This is a genomic window from Pseudogracilibacillus sp. SO30301A (genome assembly GCF_037072025.1).
GTDB lineage: Bacteria > Bacillota > Bacilli > Bacillales > Amphibacillaceae > Pseudogracilibacillus.
On record NZ_JAXHDD010000001.1, the window covers coordinates 25,832 to 47,762 of the forward strand.

Annotated in this window: 25 protein-coding genes; 1 reads left to right on the plus strand and 24 read right to left on the minus strand. The window is 34.5% G+C overall.

Going from position 1 to position 21,931, the window contains the following annotated elements; all coding sequences use genetic code 11:
* Window positions 1-8: 8 nt before the first annotated feature.
* The 6 genes from SPD89_RS00155 to SPD89_RS00180 are packed head-to-tail and all read right to left on the minus strand — an operon-like array spanning window position 9 to window position 4,926.
* Window positions 9-986 carry a biotin--[acetyl-CoA-carboxylase] ligase gene (locus SPD89_RS00155; protein ID WP_336259918.1) on the minus strand — a complete coding sequence of 326 codons (978 nt, stop codon included), beginning with the start codon at window positions 984-986 and terminating at the stop codon, window positions 9-11.
* Window positions 962-2,161: a CCA tRNA nucleotidyltransferase gene (locus SPD89_RS00160; RefSeq protein WP_336259919.1), complete on the minus strand. Its 1,200-nt coding sequence runs from the start codon at window positions 2,159-2,161 to the stop codon at window positions 962-964. Before SPD89_RS00160 ends, SPD89_RS00155 begins: the two co-directional genes overlap by 25 nt.
* A 2-nt stretch (window positions 2,162-2,163) precedes the next feature.
* Entirely contained in the window at window positions 2,164-3,303 is a 1,140-nt protein-coding gene (gene bshA / locus SPD89_RS00165; RefSeq protein ID WP_336259920.1) for an N-acetyl-alpha-D-glucosaminyl L-malate synthase BshA, read from the minus strand.
* Window positions 3,300-3,722, minus strand: a complete 423-nt coding sequence (locus SPD89_RS00170; protein ID WP_336259921.1) for a methylglyoxal synthase — start codon at window positions 3,720-3,722, stop codon at window positions 3,300-3,302. The genes bshA and SPD89_RS00170 overlap by 4 nt, the downstream gene beginning before the upstream one ends.
* Window positions 3,723-3,751: 29 nt before the next feature.
* A complete protein-coding gene (dapB, locus tag SPD89_RS00175) occupies window positions 3,752-4,555 on the minus strand; it encodes a 4-hydroxy-tetrahydrodipicolinate reductase (protein WP_336259922.1) in 804 nt (267 codons plus the stop codon).
* 35 nt (window positions 4,556-4,590) lie between these two features.
* Entirely contained in the window at window positions 4,591-4,926 is a 336-nt protein-coding gene (locus tag SPD89_RS00180; RefSeq protein ID WP_336259923.1) for a nucleotide pyrophosphohydrolase, read from the minus strand.
* Between the two features lie 151 nt (window positions 4,927-5,077).
* Here SPD89_RS00180 and SPD89_RS00185 point away from each other — a divergent pair, with 151 nt between their 5' ends.
* Window positions 5,078-5,947 (plus strand): YitT family protein, encoded by an 870-nt coding sequence (locus SPD89_RS00185; RefSeq protein ID WP_336259924.1) that lies wholly within the window; start codon window positions 5,078-5,080, stop codon window positions 5,945-5,947.
* A gap of 760 nt (window positions 5,948-6,707) precedes the next feature.
* Here SPD89_RS00185 and SPD89_RS00190 read toward each other — a convergent pair.
* The 18 genes from SPD89_RS00190 to hepT all read right to left on the minus strand — a co-directional run bounded on the left by SPD89_RS00190 (window position 6,708) and on the right by hepT (window position 21,911).
* Window positions 6,708-7,388, minus strand: coding sequence for a zinc metallopeptidase (locus tag SPD89_RS00190; RefSeq protein WP_336259925.1), 681 nt, complete (start codon window positions 7,386-7,388; stop codon window positions 6,708-6,710).
* A gap of 72 nt (window positions 7,389-7,460) precedes the next feature.
* Window positions 7,461-7,568 (minus strand): sporulation protein YpjB, encoded by a 108-nt coding sequence (locus SPD89_RS00195; RefSeq protein WP_336260221.1) that lies wholly within the window; start codon window positions 7,566-7,568, stop codon window positions 7,461-7,463.
* A 238-nt stretch (window positions 7,569-7,806) separates the two neighbouring features.
* Window positions 7,807-8,382 carry a DUF1405 domain-containing protein gene (locus SPD89_RS00200; protein WP_336259926.1) on the minus strand — a complete coding sequence of 192 codons (576 nt, stop codon included), beginning with the start codon at window positions 8,380-8,382 and terminating at the stop codon, window positions 7,807-7,809.
* Window positions 8,383-8,460: 78 nt separating this feature from the next.
* The gene (locus SPD89_RS00205) at window positions 8,461-9,240 is read right to left on the minus strand and encodes a menaquinol-cytochrome c reductase cytochrome b/c subunit (protein ID WP_336259927.1); all 780 of its coding nucleotides are present in this window, start codon (window positions 9,238-9,240) and stop codon (window positions 8,461-8,463) included.
* Between the two features lie 15 nt (window positions 9,241-9,255).
* Complete coding sequence (gene qcrB, locus SPD89_RS00210) at window positions 9,256-9,930, minus strand: menaquinol-cytochrome c reductase cytochrome b subunit (RefSeq protein ID WP_336259928.1); 675 nt, start codon at window positions 9,928-9,930, stop codon at window positions 9,256-9,258.
* Window positions 9,931-9,936: 6 nt separating this feature from the next.
* Window positions 9,937-10,452 (minus strand): QcrA and Rieske domain-containing protein, encoded by a 516-nt coding sequence (locus tag SPD89_RS00215; protein ID WP_336259929.1) that lies wholly within the window; start codon window positions 10,450-10,452, stop codon window positions 9,937-9,939.
* A 146-nt stretch (window positions 10,453-10,598) separates the two neighbouring features.
* Window positions 10,599-11,057, minus strand: a complete 459-nt coding sequence (locus SPD89_RS00220; RefSeq protein WP_336259930.1) for a DUF2487 family protein — start codon at window positions 11,055-11,057, stop codon at window positions 10,599-10,601.
* 37 nt (window positions 11,058-11,094) lie between these two features.
* The gene (locus tag SPD89_RS00225; RefSeq protein WP_336259931.1) at window positions 11,095-11,634 is read right to left on the minus strand and encodes a YpiB family protein; all 540 of its coding nucleotides are present in this window, start codon (window positions 11,632-11,634) and stop codon (window positions 11,095-11,097) included.
* Between the two features lie 45 nt (window positions 11,635-11,679).
* Window positions 11,680-12,942 carry a tetratricopeptide repeat protein gene (locus SPD89_RS00230; protein WP_336259932.1) on the minus strand — a complete coding sequence of 421 codons (1,263 nt, stop codon included), beginning with the start codon at window positions 12,940-12,942 and terminating at the stop codon, window positions 11,680-11,682.
* 291 nt (window positions 12,943-13,233) lie between these two features.
* Entirely contained in the window at window positions 13,234-14,529 is a 1,296-nt protein-coding gene (aroA, locus tag SPD89_RS00235; protein WP_336259933.1) for a 3-phosphoshikimate 1-carboxyvinyltransferase, read from the minus strand.
* A gap of 196 nt (window positions 14,530-14,725) precedes the next feature.
* Window positions 14,726-15,829 (minus strand): prephenate dehydrogenase, encoded by a 1,104-nt coding sequence (locus SPD89_RS00240; RefSeq protein WP_336259934.1) that lies wholly within the window; start codon window positions 15,827-15,829, stop codon window positions 14,726-14,728.
* Window positions 15,826-16,932 carry a histidinol-phosphate transaminase gene (hisC, locus tag SPD89_RS00245; protein WP_336259935.1) on the minus strand — a complete coding sequence of 369 codons (1,107 nt, stop codon included), beginning with the start codon at window positions 16,930-16,932 and terminating at the stop codon, window positions 15,826-15,828. The genes SPD89_RS00240 and hisC overlap by 4 nt, the downstream gene beginning before the upstream one ends.
* Window positions 16,933-17,307 carry a chorismate mutase gene (gene aroH, locus SPD89_RS00250; protein ID WP_336259936.1) on the minus strand — a complete coding sequence of 125 codons (375 nt, stop codon included), beginning with the start codon at window positions 17,305-17,307 and terminating at the stop codon, window positions 16,933-16,935.
* Window positions 17,304-18,377 (minus strand): 3-dehydroquinate synthase, encoded by a 1,074-nt coding sequence (gene aroB, locus SPD89_RS00255; RefSeq protein ID WP_336259937.1) that lies wholly within the window; start codon window positions 18,375-18,377, stop codon window positions 17,304-17,306. The genes aroH and aroB overlap by 4 nt, the downstream gene beginning before the upstream one ends.
* The gene (gene aroC / locus SPD89_RS00260) at window positions 18,378-19,544 is read right to left on the minus strand and encodes a chorismate synthase (protein WP_336259938.1); all 1,167 of its coding nucleotides are present in this window, start codon (window positions 19,542-19,544) and stop codon (window positions 18,378-18,380) included. It abuts the gene before it with no gap.
* 148 nt (window positions 19,545-19,692) lie between these two features.
* Window positions 19,693-20,319, minus strand: coding sequence for a CheR family methyltransferase (locus SPD89_RS00265; protein ID WP_336259939.1), 627 nt, complete (start codon window positions 20,317-20,319; stop codon window positions 19,693-19,695).
* Window positions 20,320-20,389: 70 nt separating this feature from the next.
* Window positions 20,390-20,836, minus strand: a complete 447-nt coding sequence (ndk, locus tag SPD89_RS00270; protein WP_336259940.1) for a nucleoside-diphosphate kinase — start codon at window positions 20,834-20,836, stop codon at window positions 20,390-20,392.
* Window positions 20,837-20,933: 97 nt separating this feature from the next.
* Window positions 20,934-21,911, minus strand: coding sequence for a heptaprenyl diphosphate synthase component II (gene hepT / locus SPD89_RS00275; RefSeq protein ID WP_336259941.1), 978 nt, complete (start codon window positions 21,909-21,911; stop codon window positions 20,934-20,936).
* Window positions 21,912-21,931 lie beyond the last annotated feature (20 nt).

Below are 21,931 nucleotides of genomic sequence, written 5' to 3' on the forward strand. Positions count from 1 at the left end.
TTTCCCCCTTAAAACCAGGTAATTTCACCTGAATAAACTTTTTCAATTACTCCATTTTCATTCTTCGCTAACAGAGCACCATCTTCTGCAATCCCTAAAAAGATGCCTTCCCATAATTTGTTACCAGTTTTTATTTGTAAACGTTCATTTAATCTAAAGCCATAATTTTCCCAAGTTTGTTTCACTTGATTAAAACCGTGATCAATATAATGCATATATTTTGTTTCAAATGTTCGAATTATCTCTTGAATAATCGGGAGCATATCCCAGCTTTTTTCTGTTTCAATTTGAAGTGATGTAGCTCTTTTACTTATTTCGTTCGGTAGATCAGCTTTCGTTTGGTTAATATTTATCCCCATACCGATAATCACATAAAGTACAGTATCTTGTTCTGCCTGCATTTCTGTTAATATTCCGGCCATTTTTTTACCATCAATTAAGATATCATTTGGCCACTTTATTTGTGGTTTAATTTTTGCATAACTGTCTATTACATTTGCTAATACGGTTGCTGTTAATAATGTTAATTGTGGTGCTAAATAAGGTAAAATAGCTGGGCGAAGGATGATACTCATCCATATACCTTTGCCTTTTTCAGAATGCCAGGCTCGATCAGTTCTGCCTTTTCCTTTTGTCTGTTCATCCGCAATGACAATCGTTCCGTGATTGGCTCCATCAAGCGCCAATTCATGCGCAAGACGTTGTGTGGATGTAATCGATTCTCGGTGGATAATAGTTTTACCTAACCAGTCTGTTTCAAGTCCCCATGATATTGTATTTTCACTTAATTTGTTCGGAAAACTTAGGATTCGATATCCTTTCTTTGCCTTTCCTTCAATTTCGTACCCGTCTTTTTTTAGTTCATTCATATGTTTCCAAATAGCACTTCTAGATATGTTTAATTTCTCGGATAAATATTGTCCAGATATATACTTTTCCTTATTTTCTGCCAGAAGTTTGATTAGTTTGTTTCGGGTGGATGACATCTAATCCACTCCTTTATATGTTGATTATTATTATTTAACTCATTCATGACAACCTTGTATTCTACTTTCTTAAGAACTTCTTCCATCCAAGAACCTGGTTTTTTATCTGGAAAAATTTGCATGATATCATGACCGTCTATTCTTAAATCATTTCTAGCTTGAATAGCCAATGCCTTTTTCTTATTGTAAAGACTCTTTAGACAAGCAGGTTGATTAAACAAAAGCTCAATTAGGTGCTCAAATGAACGAAAATTACAACATTCCAACCGATATATAAGCCAAGAATCTATTCCCATTTTATTAAAATAAGAAATTGCTTCAAAAAGGTTCATTGCATCCCGTTTAACTTGATTAGAACATTTCCAAGCTTTTACCCAATCAGATATTGTAATTTTCTCTTCCAAATAATGAAACATAGCAATTACTTCTGCAAATGAGTAAAAAGCCGTTAATGGTTTAGGTATCCGTTCAAATAATTTATATTCATTACTGAAAATAGGAAGATGTTTAAATCCCTGTATTTGAATTAAATAATTAATACTATTTTGTATGAACTCTCCTTGGAATATTTTCGAAAATTCATTCGTTAATCGTTCTACAGCCACAGTTTCAATTTCATTAATTAAACGTTCCATCTGTCGTAATGTTTCCGTTTCAATCGAAAATCCTAATTGACTTGCAAATCTAAGCCCACGGATAATTCTTAATGGATCTTCCATAAATCTTTCTCTTGGATTACCGACTGCACGAATGAGCTTAGCATCCAGGTCTTTTGTTCCTGAGAACAGATCAATTATTTCCCCGTGCTTGTCCATTGCTAATGCGTTAATGGTAAAATCTCGACGTTTAAGATCTTCGTCAATATTATTAATAAACGTTACATCATCTGGGTGACGTTGATCAGAATAATCTCCGTCCTTACGAAATGTTGTTACCTCATAAGAACCCCCTTTATGACGAACAATGACAGTACCATGTTCAATTCCAACAGGAATTACTTTAGGGAAAATTTGTTGAACAATTTCAGGTGAGGCCGAGCAAGCAATATCAATATCCCCAATGGTTCTATTTAACAATAAATCTCTAACACAACCGCCGACAAAATAGGCATCGTACCCATGCTCTTCCAATTTATCAATTATTTCGACCGCTTGTTGAAAAGCTTCTGTAAACATTCTCATTCACCTGAACCATTATTTATTAGTAACTTTTCATATAACGCAATATACTGGTTGACAATCTCTTCTGAATGAAAGAGAGAACGAGCTCTATGTAGTGCTTGCTCTGAAAATTCCTTTAATAAATCTTCATTTTCCAGTAAATGAATAGCATAACTTGCGGCGGTCTCAGTATCTCCTAATTCTACTATATAACCTGTCTCTCCATGAGAAATTACTTCTGGTATTCCTCCGACATTCGTACCAATTGCAGCTACCTCGCAAGCCATGGCTTCCAAAAGAACAAGTCCAAAACTTTCTTGCTCCGACATTAATAATTTAATATCTGAAATGGATAATAAATCACTAATATTTTTTTGTTTACCTAAAAATAAAACGTTATTTTTCAAGTTCAATTTATTTACGATTTCATAAGCAGTTTGTAATTCTGGTCCATCTCCAACTAAGATTAATTTTGATTTTATATTCGCTTGAATCATGAAAAATGTATTAATAACATCTTTAATTCTTTTTACTTTTCTAAAGTTTGAAATATGAATAATTACTTTATCATCTGGGTCAATACCGTACTCGCTTTTAATAAAGTCATTTTCTTTTTTAAAATACTCTTTTTCATTCACAAAGTTATAAATTACATCTATTTCTTTCTTCACTTGTAATTGTTGAATCGTTTGATCTACTAAATCGTGAGATACAGCTGTTACAGCGTCGGATGCCTCAATTCCGTATGAAATCATTCGTTTAAACGTTTGGTCAATGCCTAAGACCGTAATATCAGTTCCATGTAATGTTGTAACAATTTTAACATTATGTTCTGCAATATCTCTTGCTAATATTGCGCTAATAGCATGTGGCATTGCATAATGTACATGTAATATATCCAGTTGTTCTCGATCGATGACTTCAGCCATTTTTGCAGCTAAAGCTAAATCATATGGCGGGTATTGAAAAACCGGATAATGACTTATTTCCACTTCATGAAAATAAATTTCTGGATTTATACAATCCAGACGATATGGAAGACTGGAAGTAATAAAATGGATTTCAAATCCTTTTTCCGCTAGAAGTTTTCCCAGTTCTGTTGCGATAATCCCAGATCCTCCAATTGTAGGGTAGCATGTAATTCCTATTTTTTTCATTTGTTAGCACCTTTAGACTTTTTTTCTTTAACAATTTTTCGCCAAGTAAAATCTCCACGTTCTAAGCCATGGATTAAAATCTCAGCGGCTGCAATATTAGTTGCTAGTGGGATTAAATGAACATCACTCAGACGCATTAACGCACTAACATCTGGCTCATGTGGTTGAGCCGTCAATGGATCTCTTAAAAATATGATCATATCCATTTCATTGTTTGCAACAAGCGCCCCTATCTGTTGATCTCCCCCAATAGGACCAGATTGAAACTTATGGATTGATAAGTTTGTCGCTTCCTCAATCCGCTTTCCTGTAGTGCCAGTTGCATATAATGAATGATTTTCTAATACATGTTCATAAGCGATCGCAAATTCTATCATATCATTCTTTTTTTTATCGTGTGCAATTAACGCTATATTCATATTACCCCACCGATCTATATTTTTTAATTTCAGTCCAAATCCATTACATGTTCTAACCCATAAATTAGTTTTTGTAATTTTATTACTTCATTTATACCAAGTTTTAATCCATCCATAAATGATTCACGATGGAAAGAATCATGTTTAATTGTCAGTAATTGACTTTTGCTTCCAAAAACAACTTCTTGATGAGCAACCAATCCAGGTAACCGCATACTATGCACACGTATACCTTCTATTTCCCCCCCACGAGAGCCTTCAACAATTTCATACTCTTCTGGATGTCCTTGTTTTTTCGGATCACGTGATTGTTTAATCATTTCAATCGTCTTTAATGCTGTACCCGACGGGGCATCTACTTTGTTATTATGATGTTTTTCAATAATTTCTACATCCGGAAAATACTTAGCGGCCATTTTTGAAAATAACATCATTAAGACAGCCCCTAATGCAAAATTAGGGGCAATGATACAACCCGTTTTATTTTGCTCAGCCAAAAGAGATAATTCATCAATTTGAGCTTCTGTAAATCCTGATGTTCCAACTACTGCACGAATGTTAAGCTGTAAGGCTAATTTGGTATGTTCAAAGCCAATTTTCGGAATAGTAAGATCAACAAAAACATCTGGCTCCATTTCTTCAAAACATGTTTTTGCATTATCATAAATCGGTATACTGTTCTCACAAACATGATTAATTTCATCAAGTGATTTTCCGTTATTTTTTCGGTCGATACAAGCGATTAAATTGAAATTTTCATCGTTTGTTATCATCTTAATAGCCTCTGTTCCCATTTTACCCCTTGGGCCTGCTAAGACAATATTTATTGCCATCATAAATCCTCCTCAAGATGTGCGTTTCAAATTGTTTAGTCTTTTTTTGTCCACCGATCTTTATCCCTAGTTCTAATCTTAGATATTGAAGTATGAAATGCCTTAGAGAGATCCATATCTAGAGAATTTGAAAAACATGCGAGAACAAATAGGATATCGCCTATTTCTTCTTCAATCGTTTTAGGTTTTTCGGTTGGTTTTTTTGTTTTTTCACCATATGTATGATTAATTTCTCGTGCTAGTTCACCTACTTCTTCAGATAGACGGGCAACTAAAGCCAACGGTGAAAAATACCCTTCTTTAAATTGTGAAATATATTCGTCCACTTGCTGTTCAATTTCTTTTGTCGAATAAATTCGATTTTTATCCATAGAATCTCCTTAAAAAAATGAGTAATTAATCTTAATGTTAGCTAAAAGATTAAGATTTGACAAATTATTTAGCTGTAAAAATCAATATTATCATTGTATACTTACCAATATATGTCTATACTAAAATACGATACCTGTTTGGAGGACTGACATGTTAGGGATAAGGTTTAAAAATATATTTTTTATTTTAATTGGGGCGGCAATTTTTTCTTTTGGAATCGTTCATTTTAATATGCAAAACCATTTAGGAGAAGGTGGTTTTACCGGGATCACATTATTACTTTATTTCTTGTGGAAATGGGATCCTGCTATTACAAATATTGTCTTAAATATTCCTGTTTTTTTTATTGGTTGGAAGATATTAGGTAGAACTACGTTTATTTACACATTGATTGGTACTTTTTCTGTATCTCTCTTTTTATATATCTTTCAAATTAAACCGTTCCACATTAATTTGCAATCTGATTTGACGTTGGCAGCACTTTTTGCTGGAGTATTTATTGGAGTAGGTTTAGGAATTATATTTCGTTATGGCGGTACTACGGGCGGAGTCGATATTATTGCTAGAATAGTAAACAAGTATGTAGGTTGGAGTATTGGGCGTACAATGTTTATGTTTGATTTTGTAGTTATTACTACTTCCATCTTTACATATTTAAAATTAGTCGAAGGAATGTACACATTGCTTCTTGTTTATGTAGGAGCCCGTGTAATAGATTTTATTCAAGAAGGTGCTTATTCGGCACGAGGAGCTACTATCATATCTAAAAAATATACAGAAATCGCCGATAAAATAAATACAGAAATGGAAAGAGGGGTAACCGTAATAAGTGGAAGAGGTAACTACACACAGAAAGAACAAAATGTAATTTATTGTATCGTTGCAAGAAATGAAGTCGTCAAACTGAAAAACATCATTAATGATATTGACCCGTATGCTTTTGTAGCCGTTACGGCAGTTCATGAAGTGTTAGGAGAAGGGTTTACACTGGATGAAAAAAAGCAGCCTCTTAATATGTAAAAAGAAAGAAGCTAGCACAAAACTTTCATAAAAAAATTAGAACTACCATTCAAATTTCTTCAATTTTAGTTTGTATTAGTTCAGATTTTCTGTTAAATATTTTATAAATATAATCAATCCATAAACTGTGCAGTAACTTGAGTAATTTTCTTTGTAAATATCAAACAAAGTTGCGATGTAAATACCGCTACGGAAATACAATAAAGTGTTTGCTCACTTCCTTGCTAAATTGGTGATGAAATACCGCTTCGGCAGAATACTTCGCTTTCCGCGGGCACGGCCTCAGCCTCCTTGCCCCGACAAGGGGTATGCCGACGTTGTCCGCAAAGGACGCTTTTAGTCGGCCATCATTAAATTACCGCTGCGGGGTCTTCGGACACGTGGGACTGCCACTATCGTTCGTCCCATCGAAAACCGTTTGCTGTTCCCGCAGGAGTCTACGTATTCTGCCTACGCTAGTTGGAAAAACATGTATCCTTCCAGCGAAGGAAATACACGGAGACTCCTGTGGGAGGATAGGCCTAGGTGAGACACGAGTGCGTAGCACGAAGGGGCTCATCAGCCGCCCACGGAAAGCGGAGTGTATTTCGTAGCGGCATTTTACTTTGTAACTTGTCTACATTTCGTTAGTAGTAAAAATTTTCACTACTCAACAGTTTCCTTCAACTATAAATTAAAATAGAAGCTTCTCTATATCCTATTCTGTAATGAACCATAAAAAAAGAAACAGTTTGAAGGATTACCTTCAAATTGTTTCTTTTTAATCATTACTATTTGCGAAGATAAGAATAAAACGAATCAATTCTGCTACTGCAACAAGTGCTGCTGCAACATATGTTAAAGCTGCTGCATCCAATACCTTTTTTGTTCCTTTTTCTTCACTATTTTGAATAATGCCTGTCATTACAAGTTGATCTCTTGCTCGATTCGAAGCATTAAATTCAACTGGTAATGTGACAAGTTGGAAAAGGACAGCAAAAGCCATAAAAATAATCCCAACCAAGACTAGATTCATCATATTAAAAATAAAACCAATTAAAATGATCCATATTGCACTACCGGAGCCAAATGATGCGAGCGGCACTAAAGCAGTTCTAAATTTTAAAAATCCGTATTCTTCAGCGTCTTGGATCGCATGACCAACTTCATGGGCTGCAATAGCTGCAGCAGCAGTAGAATGTCCATGGAAATTATCACTAGATAATCGGACTACTTTTTGTCTAGGATCATAATGATCAGATAATACTCCTTTTGCTTCTTCAATTTGTACGTCAAATAAACCGTTATCGTCCAAAATTTTACGTGCAACTTGTGCACCTGTCATATGAGAAGATGAAGGAATTTGCGAATATTTTTTATACGTGCTTTTTACCTTCATTTGTGCCCACATAGGTATAATTAGTAATAATGCAAAATAAATTAAAGTCGTTCCTAATGACATCAATTATTCCTCCAGATCCTAGTTAAATTTAGAATTCCTTATAGTCAATAATAGTCAAATTTCTTAAAGAAGTCAATTATTTACGTCTCTTTTTTGTTCATTTTTTTTATGTCCTCTATATTTTCTCCAACTTACATAAGATAATGTAACCATAATTACACCACCAATAAGCATGATCATCCAATAAAAGGGAATAATACTTGAGATGTAAACATCTTCTCTGTTCTCTACCTTTGCGTAAGCTTCATTTATTTGAATCAAACTTACGAAAATTATAATGACCCCTATCAAAAATGAGCCAATAAGAATCACGAGTTTATTAAAGAACCGAATAGAGATCACCCCACTTTTAAATACTGTTAAATTAAATATATGTGGGATAATTTTAATATATGTAAATAAGGACTCTTTAATAAATCTACTTTTGTTTATTTTTAATGGTTAGCTTATAAGTTAAAATGATTGTAAAAATGGAGAGCCAAAATGTAAAATAACCAATTTCTTTACTATAGTCTGTTAAGGATGAATAAATTGGCATCATTCCAAACACGTAATCAATGATTTCGTTATGTAGTAGTACAATACCTGCAATTGTTAAATGTTTTAATTTAATTTTATAATAAGGTATATATAAAAGTCCCTGCAAAGCCATTGCCCCATGGGATGCAATTAACATGTAACCTTGCCAATCTAAAGAACCATTAACAATCAACGTAAAAATGTTCATGACTACCGCCCAGACACCATATTTAAATAATGTAGTTACGGCTAATGCTTCGATATAAGGTACATTTTTATTACATATAAAAAAGAGCAAAAATATCGTAAAAAACAAACTTGCGGTTGGGCTATCCGGTACGAAAGGTAAGAAAACAATTGGGGTAATTTTTAGTTGACTTAGATACCAAATGTATCCATAAATCGTACCTAATAAATTAATGATAAATAATATAATCAAAAATTGTCGGTTTAGGAGTATTTGATTTAATTGCAATAAACTCACCTCTATCTAGTGCTAAGTATAGAAAAGCACCTTTACCAATTGTTAGGCAAAGGTGCTTGTACATACATATTATTCTTCTTCTTCATTAACACTCATTATAAAATCGACAAGCTGCTCTAATTCTTCATCCGTTCCGGTAAACATTTCTGGTGGCATGTCTCCGATACCGTCGACAGCAATTTGCGCTACTTCTTCTGGCCCGAATTCAATTCCGATTAAAGAAGGCCCTGAAGCTCCACCTTCAAGTGAATCTCCGTGACATCCTAAACAGCTGTTTTCATAGACAGCATATCCCGGATGATCTACATCGATTTCTGCCACCTCATCTGGGTGTATTGGTTGGTTATCCGCAGCAATCTGTTTCCAATCAACGGGAGCTGCTGACTCATATGTTAACCAGAAAACAGAAACTAAAGCTAGAATCATCATTCCAACAGCAATAGGACGTTTAGGAGGTCTTCTACCGGGTCCATTATCAAGAAATGGAGCGAGTAGTAAGGCACCAAAAGTAAGTCCAGGCAGAACGAGTATTCCAAATAAAATATATGGCCCACTCGCAAAGTCATATTTTAGTAATTCGTATAAGAATAAGAAATACCAGTCTGGTAACGGTATATAGGCAGCATCTGTAGGATCAGCAACTCCCTGCAAAGGAGCGGGAGCAGCAATTGTTGCACAAAGAAATCCGATTAAAAATACAGAGCCTATGAGCCATTCTTTCAGTAAATAGTTTGGCCAAAATGCTTCCGTACGTCCAGGATATTCTGAATAATCTTTAGGTACTGTTGACGTTTTATCTGCGGTAACTCGAGAATCCCCGACAAAACGCATTCCTTTACCTCTTTTCACAGCTTTCCCTCCTTTTTATAGTGGTCCAGCAATACCTTGTTTACGTATTAAAATAAAATGTACTCCAAGCAGTACAAATAATGCAGCTGGTAAGAAAAATACGTGAATTGCAAAGAATCTTGTTAATGTCTGTGCACCAACGATCGTTGGGTCACCTGATAATAACGTTTTTAACTCTGTACCGATAAACGGAACTTGTTCTGCAATTTCAAGACCTACCTGTGTAGCAAAATATGCTTTATTATCCCACGGTAGTAAATAACCAGTGAACCCAAGTGCAAGCATTACAAAGAAGATTAATACTCCAACCATCCAGTTTAATTCACGTGGTTTTTTGTATGCTCCTTGGAAAAACACACGCATCGTATGTAAAAGTAACATGACTATAACTACACTTGCACCCCAATGGTGCATCCCACGAACAATTTGTCCATGTGCTACCTGACTTTGTAAGTAATAGACTGACTTCCATGCATTCTCAATATCAGGAACATAATACATCGTTAAGAACATTCCTGATAAGACCTGTATAACAACGACGAAGAATGTTAAACCACCAAAACAATAAACGAACGCTGAGAAGTGATATGCCGGGTTAACATGTTCAGGTACTTCATGATCAGCTATATCACGCCAAATTGGTGTAACATCTACTCGTTCATCAATCCAATCATATAATTTTTGGATCATTACGTATTATGCCTCCCCTCTTGGTTTTGGTTCTCCAAGGTACAACATTCCATTTTCAACCTTATGTTCGTATACATCTAATGGCGCTAACGGTGGCGAACCCGGTACGTTTGTACCATCTTTATAGTAGCGACCATTATGACATGGACAGAAAAACTCATTTGGATAATCTTCACTGCCTTCCCAAGAAACGAAACAACCTAAATGTTTACATACTGGGGAAAATGCTTGAATATCACCATTTTCATCTTTGAATACCCATGCTGTACGGTTAATGTTTGATGTATACCATCCATCAACTTGTTCAACTTCCCAGTCAACACGCTGTGGCTCATCTGTAATATCATCAACAGAAATCTTAACATTAACTAACTCTCCCACTTCTCCTGCACTTTGAAGTACTGGATCTACAGCAAATCGCAACATAGGTACAAGCATACCAGCAGCCATAAAACCACCTAATCCAGTTAAGGAGTAGTTTAAGAATTGTCTACGGGATACTTGTTGTTTTTTGTCACTCATGGTTTTCCCCCCTCTTACACGTTTTCACGGACAATATTAAATCTTATTACTAGGACAATTCAATAATAGCTTAAAGTTAAGACACGGTCAATTATTAATACATTTTGTAACAAATATTTTGGTTTTTGCAGAATATTAACTAGTATTTACCAATAAGATCGAATTAACTCACTTATTTGTTCAACTTGACTGCGAATAAGTTTAACGGCATCTTCTGAATTTATATTTCCAGGTTTCATACCAGGAAGCCAAAGTAAATTACAATCTAAATTTTTTTCAACTTTTTTCCATGCGTTATCGAAAGTTATTACAAATATAGATGTAAATGGTTGTGTTTTTACATCTTCAATCCAACTATTTATACGGTTTACCTCATGATCAAGGTTTGAAGATTTCAAATAAGCGTATGTTGGAGCAAGTAAAACTCTGCCACTTAGTTCTTTTTCAATCTCATTCGTGTAAATACTTAGTACTTCACGATGAAAAGCATCTTTTTCCAAACTTGTCTCTTGCGATAAATGAAAAGCTTCCAAAGGAATAATTAATGTATCAATATATTCCTTTGCTTGTACATATTTTTTTAAATCCCCACTTAGCCACTTCACACCATTAATTCCTTTCCCATTTAGTAGTATTTTAAACTTAAAAATTATTATCCATATTTTTATAAAAATCTTTCAACTCACTTGAATAACGGAAGAATTTATCATTATCTTTATGATCCAAAGCTTTATTAATTTCTTGAAGCAAATATTTTACTTTCCCTTTAACTAATAGTTCGTTTAATAAGCTTTCCGCATATTGCTTGTCAATCTCTAACTGCATTAACTCTTCCTCTATAACAGCTTTGTATAAAGGATGTGAATTTTTTTCGGGAAAATTAATTTGAATATAAAAAGCTTCCTCATGATATAAGTGTAATTCATGGTAAGCTGTATACACATCATTTGTACGAACATTTCCTTTAAAAAATAAGAAGTTACGATCTTCTTCCAGAGTTGAAATAATTATCCCTTTAGGACAATATTCTGTATCGCTAACAAAATGTACGTTTTGTAAAGCTCGTTCATCTACTAATAGATCTTCAAGGAACCAGTTAATTTCTTGCACTTTAACGTTATAGTGAGAAATAAACCATTGTAAAAAGTGTTTTTTTGATTGAATGGATATCGGAGCAGACATTGTATAAATTTCAACCCCTTTCTACAGAGTTAATCGTAACATATTTTACTCATTAATTGAAAATTTTAACCGCTCTAAAAAGGATGATGTTTCCTCATCGAAAGGCTCAAGATTAATATACTTTTCTAATATCTTAATAGCGTTATTATGCAATCCTTCTTCTGTTAAAAAATAGCCATATTCTTTCATAAATTCTTTGTCATCTGATAAGTAAGTACTTGCCTCTTCATATGATTTCAGTGCTTTCTTATATAATTCTTCTTCAGTATAAGCTCTAGCCAGTTCCCATTCGTATATTGGATCACTTGCTCCAGCATTTTTACAGCTAGTAATAAGGTCGATTATGTCAGTGAACTGATTTCTGTCTTTGTACAATTGGATTAGTAAAAGAATTGCTTCCTGGTAATCAATATCTAAAGAAACAGCCTCTTTTAAGAAATGTATAGCTTCATGTTGATCATTTAAAGATAAAGTAAGTTGTGCAGCCAAATAATAGAGTTCTTTATTAAACTCATCATATTTAAGACCATCTTGAACAATAGCATAGGCTTCTTTTAGTTGCCCTTCTTCCTTCATTGCTAGAGCCAGTTCTGGATATACCGAATGATAGTGAGGATCAATTTCTAGTAAATGTTTCCAAACATTAATGGCTATATCATTTCTTTTTTGCTGAAAAGCCGTAAAACCATATTTAAACAATGTATCTGGGTCTTGACTTTTCGATTTTTCATAATAAGCTAATGCTTTTTCATAATGACCAATTAATGCATGACATTCGGCTAAACGCTCAGTTAAGGATATACCATTTATATCTTTTATTTCTCCTTCAACTCTTTCATAAAAAGGAATTGCCCGACTGTACTGTCCAGTAGAAAATAGGAGTTCACCAAGTGCAAAATCAATTACATTTTCATTTGGAGCTAGTTGCTTAGCTTCGAGTAATTTTTGTTCCGAAACTTCAAATAGTCCTTGTGCCTGATATAAATCTGCTAATTGAAGCAATGAATTCACATAATAGACATCTTGTTTGTCAAGTTGATTCAATAATTCAATTGCCAATTCATCTTTTTCTAGCTCAATATACATCTCCGCAAGTTTTGTAATAATCTCTCCTTCATCGGGGTAATCGCCCAGTAATTCTTCAAGAACTACAATAGCTTCTTCAAAGAATCCCCATTCGTAATATAATTCTGTGACCATAAACTTCTCATCATCTGTGGCGGTGGGAAGAAATTCCCTTAATAATTTTAACGCTTCGTCCACTTTGCCTTTTTCCATGAACTGCACGGCTTTTTCGATAGAAATCATTCATACATACTCCTTTTAAACATTGGTAACATTCAAGTGCGTTACAGGATAAACTTAACATCCTGTTATAACATCTGAACTCTAAAAGTTTAGAACAATAATTACTGATGACTTTTGCGACGCCCATCTCGAGATTAAACCACTGACACTAGTATGTCCTAGCGTTAGAAGAGCTAGATTAGAAAACTTGGCATTCGCCAAGCCTTTAATAGCGAGTGCCTTAGTTGCACTTATGCAGTAGGAAAGTTTTTCCTATCTGCCAATGAAAAATAGAATCTACACATGCAGATTCTATTCATTCGTTATACTTTTTAAGTCTTCAAAGAATCGTGGATACGAAACAGCTATTGAAGAGGTATCATCTAATGTTACTATATCTTCCGTAATTAATGAAGCAATAATTCCCATCATGGCGATTCGGTGGTCACTATAACTTTTTATTTTTCCGCCAGTTAAAGATGTTTTACCGTGAATAATCATTCCATCTTTTTGCTCTTCAATGTTTGCCCCTAATGTTGAAAGCACATCTATAACTGCGTTAATTCGATCCGTTTCTTTTACTCTTAATTCTTCGGCATCTTTAATGATAGTAGTTCCTTCTGCTTGAGTAGCAAGTAAAGCAATAATTGGGATTTCATCGATAAGTCTTGGAATAAGTTCTGATGCAATCGTGGTACCTTTTAAGTGACTATAGGTTACTGTTACATCACCTAACAGTTCTCCACTTATTTTCCTTTGATTCGTAATATGAATAGTAGCATTCATATCTAGTAAAACATCAAGAATACCTGAACGAGTTTTATTTAATCCAACATTCTTTAACGTAATACGGCTATTTGGTACAACAGCTGCAGCAACCATAAAAAATGCAGCAGAAGAAATATCTCCAGGGACAGTAACGTTACATGCTGTTAAATCATTTTTATTCGTCACCCTTATTGCATTTTCTTTTACTCGTATATCCGCACCAAAAGCACGTAACATATTTTCTGTATGATCCCTCGTTTTTGCTTTTTCAATAACTGTTGTTTCACCTTCCGCAAATAAGCCAGCCAATAGTACAGCCGATTTTACTTGTGCACTTTTAACGGGAAGTTTATATTCAATCCCCGTTAATGTAGTGCCACGAATAGATAGTGGCAGGAAATTGCCGTTTTTTCTCCCATCAATTTGTGCTCCCATTTGTTTAAGCGGTGTAACAACTCGGTCCATTGGACGAACGGTTAAAAAAGGATCTCCATATATAACTGTATAACAAGGAAGTGCTACTAATATTCCGGGCATTAGCCTCGCAGTAGTACCCGAGTTTCCCAAATATAACGGAGTAAGAGGTTCTTGGAACGACTTGAAACCTTCACTGTTTATTTCTACCGATGACCTAGACCTTTCAATCGATATACCTAACTTGCGAAAAATCTCGATAGTATGAAGGCAATCTTCTCCGTCTAAAAAATTTTCAATTACTGTTTTCCCTTTAGCAAGAGACCCAAACATTACTGCACGATGGGAAATAGATTTATCTCCTGGCACGTAAATATCACCATGTAAACCATGTTTTACCGGTAAGAAGGATGTATTTTTTTTCAAATAAAACAGTCCTTTCTAATTTTAAAAAATCACTTTAAGAGGATGTTCAAAAAGTCCGGTAAAAAAGACACTGCGAATTTCGCACGAATGCTTGTTTCTCCGCTACTCATGTATCTAAATGCATACATTCCGCTGCTCGAAACTGCGCCGCCTCCAACTTCTTGATCCTTTTTATCCTCCTTTTTGAACACGCACTTTAAACATCGATTGTAACTTCAAAACCCTTCTGTTTTAACAGGGAATGAGCTCTTTTTTGGTCTTCACGGTTTGTAACACTCAGTCTAAGTGCTCCATTAATATCATCCCGTATTTCCAAGATTTGAATGTTTCTTATACTAATTTCTTCATCAGCTAATAATTGTACTACAGATGCAATCGATCCCGGTTGGTCTTTAATATCAACATAAACATCATAAAATGACGGTAATGCTCCTCTAGTCTTTTTCTTTCCAAGCCCGTCACGGTATTTTTTAGCTTGATCTAGATAGGCAATCATATCTTCCTTATTATTTTTATCTAAAAATTCTTTTAAGGTTACCATTTCATTAATCCAGTCTTGGAGCAGTCGAGACATTTTGGAGCCATTATGCTGAAATATGTCTTGCCATAATTTTGGATTGCTAGAAGCAATACGAGTAATGTCACGAAAACCACCCGCAGCAAGATTTGGTAAATATTGATGAACTTGTTCCCATTTTTTTGCTTGATGGACGAGAGAAGAAGCAATTAAATGAGGAAAATGGGAAATGACACTTGTCATTTCATCATGTTCATCTGGTTGCAAAATAATAAAATTGCTTTTCGTTTCTCTAAGAACCTCTTTTAAAATTCCAACTTTATCCATCGAGCATTCTGTAGTTGGTGTTAATACATAAATAGCATTTTCGAATAAGTGTTCTCGGGCTGCACGAATACCGTTTTTATGAGATCCGGCCATCGGATGCCCACCTATAAACGTGATATTTGTATTGTTTAGATTATTAGCCACTTCCAATATAGACCCTTTAACGGAACTAACATCTGATACAATAATATCATGTTCGAAATCAATATGATCCAGTTGCTTTAAAAGTTCAATAGTTTCTGTAATCGGTGCTGCTAAAAAAACAATCTCCGCTTTTTTTACTCCCGATTCTAAATCTGTACAAATTTCATCAATCGTACCTTCTTCTAGGGCTATTTGCAATGTATCTACATTTAAATCATAGCCTAAAATATAGTTCTCTTGCATTTTTTTCATTGCTTTTGCAAGAGAACCTCCAATTAGCCCTAGACCTGCTACTAAAATTTTCCGTTTCATTTCAAAACCCCATCATTTATTTTCGATTGCAATTCTTTTAATATCGGTTGGAGAGCTAACATATCCTCTTCATTTCCAATTGTAACTCGTATCGTATTTGGATAACCAAGTAGGTTACCGGAGCGGACAATAAATCCGTGTTGCAATAAATAATGTGAAACCTTATCTGCATCTATTGGAGTATTAATTAATAGGAAGTTTGAATGTGATTCATAGTAAGACCAACCAATTGTGTCTAAAAACGCTTGAAAATCTTTCTTGACTTTGTCATTTAATTCTTTCGTTTTCTGAATAAACTTATCATCGTCAAGGGCTGCAATAGCTGCTTTTTGCGATAATGAAGTTGTATTAAAAGGCCCCCTAACAACATTTAACTTATGGGCTATTTCGGAATTTGCAATTCCGTATCCAACCCTTAATCCAGCTAAACCATAAATCTTTGAAAAGGTACGTAAGACAATTAGATTCGGATACGTGAATACAGAATCATGTAACGATAATCTTAATTGTTCTGATACAAACTCATAATAAGCTTCATCCAATACGACAAGAACTTCTGGTGGCACTTCATCCATAAATTGCTTGAACTCATCTTTTTGAATAATTGTACCAGTTGGATTGTCCGGCGTACAGATCCAGACCACTTTTGTATTCTGGTCCATTGCATTTTTCATTTCTTCTAAATCATGCTTGCCATTTCTTGTCGGAATCTCCCTTACTTCTGCACCTTCAATAAGTGAATGATGACGGTATTGTGTAAAGGTCGGAGAAGCCATTACAGTGTTGACTCCTGGATATAAAAAAGCACGACAAATAAACGTGATCACTTCATCTGAACCATTTCCAAAGACAAGTTGCGATTCATCAACGTTAAGTTTTTCGGTCAATTTCATTCGCAAATCAGATGTATAGCCATCAGGATATATTTCGTAATCTATCATACTTTTATTTAATTGCTCTTTTACTCGACTGGAACAACCATATGGGTTTTCATTTGAAGCTAATTTGACAATCTTATCTATGTTATATTTACGTTTCACTTCCGCAATTTGCATTCCCTGTTTGTATGCCGTTAATTGATTTAAAATTTCCTTACCAACCATTTAATCACCTTCATTTCCAACTAAATCAGGTCTTAATTTAATTGCTTCATTTAAAAAAACATGCTGTACCTCATTTTGTTTCAATTCTGTCTTTGCGACCATCATTACTCTAATACATAACGGTAAACTGTTTGGTACGTCAATTTCTTTCATACACATAACTGGAACATGAGTCCATCCATTCAACTCTCTAGCAACTTTTGCAGGAAAACTAGCGTTTAAATCATTTGTAACGGAAAATAATACATGAGATATATCCTCAGGTTTGATCTGATTAGTCTCTACCATTCTTAAAACCAATTTTTTAGTTTCTTTCGTTATTTCTGCTTCAATATTATCATTTACCGTTGTAGCTCCCCTAAAGCCCCGGATCATATATCCTTCAACTCCTTTTCAAACATTGCTAATGCTGTTAATACTTCTCGATCACTAAGTTCGATTGTTTTAGGATCAGCCACATTATTCAGTAAAACCATTTGAATATTCTGATTCTCGGCTTTTTTATCTAATTTCATTACCTCTAACAATTCTGAATTTTTTAGTCCGTATAAAGACAGTGGATAGTTATTATTCTTTAGCCAGCTATAAAGTGATTTGGATGGCAGGGCTTTATTATATGTTTGTTCACTTAGTCTTAAAGCAAACAACATACCTATTGCTACAGCTTCACCATGAGTAATTTTTCCATAACCTAATTTTGTCTCTAAAGCATGGGCTAACGTATGACCAAAGTTTAAAAATTTCCGGATATTTGATTCTTTTTCATCTTGTTCTACTATTTCAGCTTTAATTTTAATTCCATTACATAAATGGTCTCTTAATTGGTTGTTTGATAAGCTATAAATATCAACATTTAGAAGCCGTTTTAAAAAAGATTCATCTGCAATAAATGCTTCTTTAACAAGTTCTGCATAACCGGAACGTACTTCATGTTCCGGTAAAGAACTTAATGTGTTCACATCATAAATAACAGCTTTCGGTGGATAAAAACTTCCGATCATATTTTTCCCTAATTCATGGTTAATTGCTACTTTCCCACCCACACTGCTGTCATGTGCAAGTATTGTTGTAGGCATTTGAATAAAATCAATTCCCCGCATAAAGGTAGATGCGACAAATCCTGCCAAATCACCAACAACTCCACCTCCAAGAGCAATAATTAGTGACTTTCTATCAAGATGATAGTTCATTGCTTCTGTTTGGAGATGATAAAACTGACGTATATCTTTAGATGCTTCCCCACTTTTAATAATAGAGTGGAAGACACGCTGTCCTTTTAAAGCAGACAGAACATCATCTAAGTATAATGAAGCAACCTTATCGTCAGTGATAATTAGAATCGATGAATAATCCTGTTGGATAAGGTCTTGTAACTGAAAACGAAGGTTATCTCCGATATAGACGAAATATGAATGAGTAGACGTTTTTATACTCAGTTCATTCATTTAGAAACACCTTATTTCTTCGCGATAGTCATCGATTGCTTTTTTAAGCTGAGGAAATTGGTCACTTGTAAATTGATCTGTTAATGCTTTCGCCAATTCAAAAGCAATTACATGTTCCATTACCACTGCTGCTGCTGGAACAGCACATGAGTCAGAACGTTCAATACTTGCATTAAATGGTTCTTTTGAATCAATATCTACACTTTGTAAAGGTTTATAAAGGGTTGGAATAGGTTTCATTACACCTTTTATAACGAGAGGCATTCCAGTAGTCATTCCACCCTCAAAACCACCTAGACGATTTGTTCTGCGATAATAGCCTTTTTCTTCACTCCACAAGATTTCGTCATGAACTTCTGAGCCATTTCTTCGAGCAGCTTCAAATCCGATGCCAATTTCTGCTCCTTTAAAAGCATTAATGCTCATGACACTACCTGCTAACTTGGCATCTAGCTTCCTGTCATAGTGAACATAAGAACCAATCCCGGCAGGCATTCCTTCTACATAAACTTCACAAACACCACCGATAGAGTCACCATCTTTTTTCGCTTGATCAATTCGATCCATCATTTCTTGTTCAACATCTTTGTCTAAAACTCTTACAGGTGATGCTTCAGAAACTTCCATTCTTTCTTGTATCGTTACGTCTTCCATTTCTTTTGCTCTTATACCGGCTATCTCTTTCACATACCCAACTACTTCAATCCCTAATTGTTGGAGCATAATTTTAGCAACAGCACCAGCTGCGACTCGAGCAGTAGTTTCACGTGCGGAAGATCTTTCCAGTACATTTCTCATATCACGATGACCATATTTAAGTGCACCATTTAAATCAGCATGCCCCGGTCTAGGACGAGTAACAACGCGTCGAACCTTCTCGTTATCGTCAATTGGATCCTCTCCCATAATATTGACCCAACTCTTAAAATCATCATTGTTAACAACTAAAGTGATTGGGGAACCCAATGTATAGCCATGTCGAACTCCACTTGTAATTTCTACTAAGTCTTTTTCAATTTGCATTCTTCTACCACGACCGTGGCCTTTCTGTCTACGTAACAAAGATTTATCAATATCTTCTTTTAACAACGGCATGCGAGCAGGTACACCTTCAATAATTGTCGTTATTTTTTTTCCGTGAGACTCCCCTGAAGTTAAGTAGCGCATCATCATTCCTCATTTCCTTTGCAAGTCATGTTAATTTCTTTGATAAAAAAATGTATCAAAAAATGTTAATTGAAATTCGCTCGGATTAAAAATTTGTTTTGGATTTAAAGCTTCGCCAAAACGAGTATAAATTAATTTCTTAGCAGGATCAGTAAAATAGATTAAGTACATTTCTACAAACGATTAAATCAAGATTAGGTGGATGTGGATCTTTCAGCAAATTGTGTTTCTTAAATGAAATAGAAGCTTTTAGTTTTTCATTTATATGAAACTTATTGTTTTTAAATAGAAAGTATTTTGACTTTTTATGAGCTGGTAAATCTTTCAAAGCAGAAGGATGGTAAACACCTTCTTTAGCCTTTAATAGTACTTCCTCATCAATATCTGTTGCAATAATAGAATTTGTTATATTACTAAAATGTTCTTGCAACATGATCGCTAAACTATAAGGCTCTTCTCCAGTTGAACATGCTGTACTCCAGATTGTAAAATGCTTTTTATTTTTTATTAACTCTGGGATAATTATATCTCTTAATACATCCCATCGTCTTGGATCACGATAAAATTCAGAAACATTTATCGTAATCCGATCAAGAAATTCATTTTTTAATCCATCATCACGTGAAAGAGCTAAATAATAACTGGAAAAGTCAGTAAAACTTCTTTTGTTTCGTAATGATGTAAGTCTTCTACTCATTTGAGCTTCATTATATAAATTTAAATCTATCCCAATTTCATCATTTACTTTATTTACAAAACTATTATAATCCCCCAACGTATAACCAGCCTTTATTTAAGATAAATAATAGAAAGCCTCCGTATAAAACAGAGGCCAAAAACAGTTATTAGTAGATCCAAGTTTTGTCTTGTTTTTCGTAGGTAACAAGTTCACTTTCATTAAAGAATAGATTAATTTCTCGCTCTGCGCTTTCCGCGGAATCGGAACCATGGATAATGTTTTTACCAACTGTGATTGCATAATCTCCACGGATTGATCCTGGGTTTGCTTCTTGTGGATTTGTTGCACCAATCATTAATCGTGATGTTGTTATTACATTTTCACCTTCCCATACCATTACAAAGACTGGACCTGATGTAATAAAATCAACTAACTCCCCAAAAAAAGGACGGTCTTTATGTTCACCATAATGATTCTCAGCAAGTTCTTTTGATATTTGCATTAATTTTGCTCCCACTAATGAAAAGCCTTTTTGTTCAAAACGATTAACAATCTCACCGATCAATCCTCTTTGAACACCATCTGGTTTTACCATAATAAAAGTTTTCTCCATCATCTATTCTCCTTTTTCTTTTACCAATTAGTAAATATACGTTTTTTTATGTAATCGTTAAAAAGTTTATCAAATTATGTCAAATAATACAATTAAACTAAAATCGTCTTTTTCCAATTATATTTGCAATTGTTTCTAATGTTTTTTTTGCTTTATTGTTTTGTAAAGGTTTAATAGATTGAAGTGCTTTTTGTAAATACAAATTACTTAATTGATACGATTTTTCAATTGCATCTGTTTTATGTAATAAATGTAGTATATTTTGCATGTCTACTTCGTTAATTTCTTTTTCATATTTAAACACTTCCTTGATTTCATGTAAAAAATCAGGGTCTCTCATAGCGAACAAAGTCGGAATCGTGATGTTGCCTTGAATAAGATCACTTCCAGTTGGTTTCCCTAACTCTTCAGGTGAAGCAGTGAAATCGAGAATGTCATCAATAATTTGAAATGACATACCGACATTATACCCATAACGGTATAACTGATTTGCCTGTTGCGAGGGTACGCCAGAAGCGATTGCTCCAAGCTTGCAGCTAGTTGCAATTAATAAAGCAGTTTTTCTTTTAATTCTTTTGAGATATTTTTTTAAATCTTGCTCAACATTATATTTATCTTCAATTTGGGCAATTTCTCCTTCTACAACTTTGACGAGCGTTTTCGATAAGGAGTGATGCACATCAGGAATACTTACAGTTGTAATTACTTCGAGAGCTCGGGCAAGAATATAGTCCCCAGTGTACATTGCCACCCGGCTGCCATATAGATGTTTAATTGTAGGTTTTCCTCTTCGTAACTCAGCATCATCAACAACATCATCATGAACAAGAGTTGCCATATGGATTAGTTCTAATGCCACTGCAACAGATTTTATTTGTTCAATATTTTGTTTATAATTTCCAAATTGAGCTGATAACAAAACAAAAACTGGACGGATACGTTTCCCACCAGCACGCAATAATTGTAAGGAAGCCTCACGCAATATCGGATGTTCTGCCTCGATTGTTTCGGTTAATGAATTTTCGATATCTTGTAAGTCTTTCCTTAAAAACCCATAAATATTCGCAAGTTTCATACTTTTCACCTTTTTTACTG